This window comes from Geomonas propionica (assembly GCF_016458235.1).
GTDB lineage: Bacteria > Desulfobacterota > Desulfuromonadia > Geobacterales > Geobacteraceae > Geomonas > Geomonas propionica.
The window spans coordinates 37,922-44,158 of record NZ_JAEMHK010000022.1; the positions used below are offsets into that span (position 1 = coordinate 37,922).

Consider the following 6,237-nt stretch of genomic DNA (forward strand, 5'->3'; position numbering starts at 1 on the left):
GCACGCACAAAGGAAACAGCAGTGGAACTGCATTACGCGAGGCTGTGGTTCAGCTTCACCCTGAAACATGACCTCACCGATCCCTACGCCTTCTACGCAACCCGGGCCGACTTCGAGTCCGCCTTTCGCACCGCCGTCTCCTGCAAGCGGGGGGACTGCGCCGGCTGCCGGCGCGACGACTGCGACTTTGCCGCCACTTTCGCGCAACCGGTCGCGGATGACCCGGAAGCAGTCCGGCGCCACCAAAAACCACCCCTCCCGTTCGTCTTCGATTTCCCGACGCTCCCGCCCGCTCCCAACCGCGGGGGCGTCTGCGAACTCGCCCTCACCCTGGTCGGCAGCTCCGTTCAGCATCTCCCGACCTACCTCGCGGCGGTCCGGCTTCTCATCGAGAGCAAAGGAGGCGTACCTTCCGGCGTGGCAGCCGAATCACCCGGAGGAGAGCGCGCCGGGTACGCCGGTGACGGATCGCAGCCCCTGCCGCTGCTCGGTTCCCTGGACCCGTCCCTCACCGGGCCGCTGCCGACTGAAACGGTGACCATTTGCCTTGTGACCCCCCTCAAGCTGGTGCGGGACGGGCGCCTGCTCAAGAGCCTCACCTTTGCCGACTTCACCCGCACCCTCATGCGCAGGGTGTCCTCCCTCGCCTACCACTATGAAGGCGCCGAACCGGCGCTCGATTACCGTTGGCTGTCCGGGCAAAGCGAGTCGGTGCGCACTGTCGCCTCCGATTGCCGCTTCATATCCTGGAACGGCCGCCCCGCCGGTATTCTCGGTACTGCCCGCTTTGCCGGCGACCTGGAACCCTTCCACCTGTTGCTGCAATTGGGGCAAGCCACCCATCTCGGCAAAGGCGCCTCGTTCGGTTTCGGTTGTTACCGTGTGGAAGGGTAGGGAGCCGTGCCTCGTTTTGAATAATTAGAATCTTGTAATATCCTTCTGCTTGGCTAGAATTCGAAAGTGTCTTTTTCAGCCCAGTTGGAGGAGCAGGGTCATGGCGCAAACCTTTTGGAGGCCGTTACTGATCACCGCCTTGTTCGTTTTGCTGCTCGACCTTTTTTACGGGACGATGGTGAAGCAGACGGCGGAGCGTGGGGCGGAAATAACCTATAGCCGTTTCCGCGCCGAACTTGCCGCCAACAACATCATCAGGCTCACCTTGCGGGGCAAAAACGCCAAGGGGCAATTCCGCACCCCCATCCGGGTCCCGGCGGCTACCGTCGAACAAAAAGGGCAGAACGTCGACGTCAGCAACTTCACCACCACCCTGCCATCCATCGAAGATCCTTCCCTGCTCCCCGAATTGAGCGCCCGACGCGTCGACGTCAACGTCATTTCCACCGAAGGCTCCACCATGGGGTCCATTGTCCTGTACCTGCTGCCGTGGTTCATCATCATCGGTGTATGGCTCTTCGTCATGCGCGGGATGCGCAAGCAGGGGCCGAGCGGCATGATGGGAGGCTTCGCCCGCTCGGGCGCCAAGGCCTACACCTCCGAGCGGATAGAAGTCACCTTCGCCGATGTGGCCGGCATGGAAGAGGCGAAACAGGAACTGCGCGAGGTGGTCGAGTACCTGAAGGATCCCCGCAAGTTCCAGCAGATCGGGGGGAAGGTGCCCAAGGGGGTGCTCCTGGTGGGGCCGCCGGGAACCGGCAAGACCCTTCTGGCCCGGGCGGTGGCGGGCGAATCGGGGGTGCCCTTTTTCTCCATTTCCGCCTCTGCCTTCATCGAGATGTTCGTCGGCGTCGGCGCAAGCCGGGTCCGCGACCTTTTCGCGAGCGCGCGCAAGATGCTTCCCAGCATAATCTTCATCGACGAACTCGACGCGGTGGGAAGAAGCCGCGGTGCCGGCTTCGGCGGCGGCCATGACGAGCGCGAGCAGACCCTGAACCAGCTTCTCTCTGAGATGGATGGCTTCGATCCACATACCGAGGTGGTCGTGATAGCGGCGACCAACCGCCCCGACGTGCTTGATCCTGCCTTGCTGCGCCCCGGCCGTTTTGACCGCAACGTGGTCATCGAGCGACCGGACTGGCGGGATCGGGAGAAGATCCTCAAGGTGCACACGCGGAGGATCCCCCTGGCGCCGGAAGTGGAACTCTCCGTGATAGCCAAGGGAACCCCCGGGATGACCGGCGCCGATCTGGAGGGGCTGGTGAACGAGGCGGCGATTCTGACCGCTCGGGACAACAAGCTCGTGGTGGGGCTGGAGGAGTTGGAGCGGGCGAAGGACAAGATCCTCATGGGCGGCGAGCGCCACATGGTGATCTCCGACGAGGAGAAGCGGATCACCGCCTACCACGAGGCCGGGCACGCCTTGGTGGCGCGGCTTCTGCCTAGCACCGACCCGGTGCACAAGGTGACCATTCTGCCCAGGGGACGCGCCTTGGGCGTCACCCAGCAGTTACCCGAGGATGATCGGTATCATTATCCTCGCGCCTACCTGGTGAACCGCCTCTGCGTGGCATTGGGGGGGCGGGTCGCGGAGCGCATCGTGTTCAACGACGTCTCATCTGGCGCCCAGAGCGATCTGAAGCACGTCACGGAACTGGCGGAGAAGATGGTCTGTCAATGGGGGATGAGCGAGAAGATCGGCGCCATGACGTTTCCCCGCGGAGAGGAACACCCGTTTTTAGGGATGAAGCTTGCTGAAGAAAAGACCTTTTCGGAAGAGATGGCGTGGTTGATCGATCAGGAGATAGCATCCCTGATCCATTCCGCGGAGGGGAAGGCGATGGAACTGCTCAGTGGCAACCGCAGCAAGCTGGACGCGCTGGCCAACGCCCTGTTGGAAGAAGAGACCCTTAACGGCGAGCGGGTGGACGAGATCCTGGCTACCGCCTGACCGGCACGCACGCGCAGAGCCACCTCACAGTGCACCGGCGTCAGGCAGTCGGCCGTCAGAGCAGGTCCCGCCAGTGGGCCAGGTAGAGCAGCCGCCGGATCCCTCACTAGTAGATGATGATGTAACCCTTCTTGCTGGCGATCCCCGTTATCTCAAGCGTATCCTTGATCTTGAACGTCTCGCCATCCAGCGTGAAGATGTACCCATCCCCTTCAGGTACCGCCAACTCAATCAGTGACTCAAACGATGCTGTCTTAATGGTTTCCATGGGCCGCACTATACCATTTGGCGCGTAAGCCGTAAAGGCTTTGCATCATTGCATTACAACCGATTTATGTCATAGTGATGTCTGCTCATTTTCCGGCACCGTCTTTTGTTGCCCATTTCAATGCAATCGAGGTCTACATGGTAAGAAAGAGAAAGAGCGGGATACTCTTGCATCCCAGCTCACTGCCTGGCCCGGGAGGAATCGGTTCCTTCGGTGAAGAAGCAAAGAGATTCGTAGATTTTCTGCACAAGTCAGGACAGTCCCTGTGGCAGATCCTTCCCCTTGGTCCGACAGCATACGGTAATTCTCCATACTCCTGTTACTCGGCTTTCGCCGGGAATCCCTTGTTGATCAATCTGGAGATACTGCAGGACGAGGGCGACCTGCTGCCTGAGGAGGCCGGGGAGGAACTGAATTCCGAGCGGGTCGATTACGGCGCCACGGAGATCTACAAGATGGCCCGCCTCAAGGAGGCCGCTGCCCGCTTTTTCATGGAGACTCCGCAAAAGCGCAAGGAAGAATTCTGGCACTTTTGCGACACGACCTTCTGGCTGCACGACTACGCCCTGTTCATGGCACTGAAGGAACAGTTCAAGGAGATGAGTTGGAAGGAGTGGCCGGACGCCCTGGCAAACCGGGAACCTGAGGCCCTCTCCTCCTGGAGCGAGAAGCTGGGTACGGCGATAGGCGAGCAAAAGTACATGCAGTGGCAGTTTTTCCGCCAGTGGAAGCAACTGAAAACCTATGCCAACGTCCTCGGCATCTCCATCGTCGGTGACCTCCCCATCTTTGTCGCCTACGATTCCGCCGACGTTTGGGCCAATCCCCACCTGTTCCACCTGGACGAGAAAGGTGTCCCCATCGTCGTTGCCGGCGTTCCCCCCGACTACTTTAGTAAGACCGGTCAGTTGTGGGGCAACCCGCTTTACAACTGGGACAAGATGGCGGAGCAGGGGTACGACTGGTGGATTGCCCGCCTACGCAACGATCTCTCCCTCTACGATATGGTGCGCATCGACCACTTCCGCGGTTTCGAGGCCTTCTGGGAGGTGCCGATGTGGGAGAAGACCGCCATAAACGGCCGCTGGGTCAAAGGTCCGGGCGAATCCCTATTCCACGCGTTGCGCAACGCCCTGGGAAGTCTGCCCATCATCGCCGAGGACCTGGGCATCATCACGGCCGAAGTGGAATCGCTGAGAGACCAGTTCGGGTTCCCGGGCATGAAGATCCTCCAGTTCGCCTTTGGGTCCGGCGCCGAAAACCCGTATCTGCCGCACAACCATGTCAGGTCGTGCGTGGTCTATACCGGAACCCACGATAACGACACGACCGCCGGGTGGTTCCACTCCCTCAAGGCGAAAGAGCAGAAGAACGTGCTGGCGTATTTTGATCGGGACGGCAACGATATCGTCTGGCAGATGGTGAAGTGTGCTCTCGCCTCCGTGGCCGATTACGCCATCATCCCCATGCAGGATCTCCTGGAACTCCCAAGTAGCGGCAGGATGAACGTGCCGGGCGTTGCGGGAGGAAACTGGAGCTGGCGCTGCCCGGTCGACGCGTTCTCCGGCAGGCTGGCCACGAAACTCGCACGCGCTACCGAGCTTTATGGAAGACTGCCGGACTAAATCGGTAGAGTTTTTAATGGCAAATTTGTTGACACTGTGGCTGCGGTTTTTGTATAGAGAATACATCGCGTATTCTTTATAAAAAAGCTTCGGAAAAGGACGGGAGAGAACTATGTCAGAGAAAACTTTAGGTTTTGACACCCTTGCACTTCACGCCGGCCAGACTGTAGATCCGACCACTTTGTCCCGTGCCGTACCGATCTACCAGACCTCCTCCTACGTCTTCAAAAGTTCGGAACATGCCGCCAACCTCTTTGGACTGAAAGAGTTCGGCAATATCTATACTCGATTGATGAACCCGACCACTGACGTGCTGGAGAAGAGGGTAGCCGAGCTGGATGGCGGTGTCGCCGCCCTCGCCGTGGCATCCGGACAAGCTGCCACGACCTACGCGGTCCTCAATATCGCCAGTGCGGGCCAGAACATCATCTCCACGAGCTACCTGTACGGCGGGACCTACAACCTGTTCCACTACACCCTGCCGAAGCTCGGCATCACGGTGAAGTTTGTCGATTCCTCCGATCCGGAGAACATCCGCAAAGCCATCGATGAGAACACCCGCCTGGTCTACAGCGAGGCCATCGGCAACCCGAAGAACAACGTGGACGATTTCGAGGCGATCGCCAAAGTCGCCCATGACGCCGGCATCCCGTACATCGTAGACAACACCGCGGCGACGCCGTTTGTGTTCCAGCCGTTGAAGCACGGCGCCGACATTGTGGTCTATTCCCTGACCAAGTTCCTGGGCGGGCACGGCACCAGCATCGGCGGTTGCGTCGTCGACGGCGGCACCTTCCCCTGGAACAACGGCAAGTTCCCCGAGTTCACCGAGCCGGACCCGAGCTACCACGGGCTCAAGTTCTGGGATGCCCTGGGTAACATCTCCTACATCATCAAGATGAGGGTGGAGTTGCTGCGCGATATGGGCGCCTGCATCTCGCCTTTTAACGCGTTTCAGATTATTCAGGGGATCGAGACACTGCATGTCAGGATGCAGCGTCATGTCGAGAATGCACAAAAGGTAGCCGAGTGGCTGGAGCAGAACCCGCTGGTAAGCTGGGTCAACTATCCCGGTCTGGCGAGCCACAAAGATCACGCCAACGCGAAGAAGTATCTCAATGGTGCTGGGGCCATCATCGGCTTTGGTATCAAAGGCGGGCTGGAAGCGGGAATGAAGTTCATCGACAATGTGAAACTGTTGTCGCATCTGGCCAACATCGGCGATGCAAAGAGCCTTGTCATTCATCCTGCTTCCACGACCCATCAGCAGCTTTCGGCTGACGAGCAGTTGGCCACCGGTGTCAGCCCTGACTTCATCAGGCTTTCCGTCGGCATTGAGGACGTGAAGGATATCATAGCCGATATAGAGCAGGCGCTGAAGGCTGCCCAAGCATAGCAACGAACAGGAACACCGACGCCAAAGGGGCGATGCGAAAGCATCGCCCCTTTGTTTTTTGTTTAGAAGATCCCGGTCCACGGATGTCCACCGGGTCCACCAG

5 protein-coding genes are annotated in these 6,237 nt (G+C 59.5%); 4 read left to right on the plus strand and 1 reads right to left on the minus strand.

Annotated features, from left to right (window positions below; translation table 11 throughout):
• Positions 1–21: 21 nt before the first annotated feature.
• Together cas6 and ftsH are read left to right on the plus strand one after the other, a co-directional pair.
• Positions 22–894: a CRISPR system precrRNA processing endoribonuclease RAMP protein Cas6 gene (gene cas6 / locus JFN90_RS21225; protein WP_199397128.1), complete on the plus strand. Its 873-nt coding sequence runs from the start codon at positions 22–24 to the stop codon at positions 892–894.
• A gap of 100 nt (positions 895–994) precedes the next feature.
• Positions 995–2,845: an ATP-dependent zinc metalloprotease FtsH gene (gene ftsH, locus JFN90_RS21230; protein ID WP_199397129.1), complete on the plus strand. Its 1,851-nt coding sequence runs from the start codon at positions 995–997 to the stop codon at positions 2,843–2,845.
• A 106-nt stretch (positions 2,846–2,951) separates the two neighbouring features.
• Here the strand turns inward: ftsH and JFN90_RS21235 are convergent, their stop codons facing one another.
• Positions 2,952–3,113: a hypothetical protein gene (locus JFN90_RS21235; protein WP_199397130.1), complete on the minus strand. Its 162-nt coding sequence runs from the start codon at positions 3,111–3,113 to the stop codon at positions 2,952–2,954.
• Positions 3,114–3,250: 137 nt separating this feature from the next.
• On the opposite strand from JFN90_RS21235, the gene malQ reads away from it, so the two are divergent.
• Both malQ and JFN90_RS21245 read left to right on the plus strand, forming a co-directional pair.
• On the plus strand, positions 3,251–4,738 hold the full coding sequence (malQ, locus tag JFN90_RS21240) for a 4-alpha-glucanotransferase (RefSeq protein ID WP_199397131.1): 1,488 nt from the start codon (positions 3,251–3,253) through the stop codon (positions 4,736–4,738).
• A 112-nt stretch (positions 4,739–4,850) separates the two neighbouring features.
• On the plus strand, positions 4,851–6,134 hold the full coding sequence (locus tag JFN90_RS21245; protein ID WP_199397132.1) for an O-acetylhomoserine aminocarboxypropyltransferase/cysteine synthase family protein: 1,284 nt from the start codon (positions 4,851–4,853) through the stop codon (positions 6,132–6,134).
• Positions 6,135–6,237 lie beyond the last annotated feature (103 nt).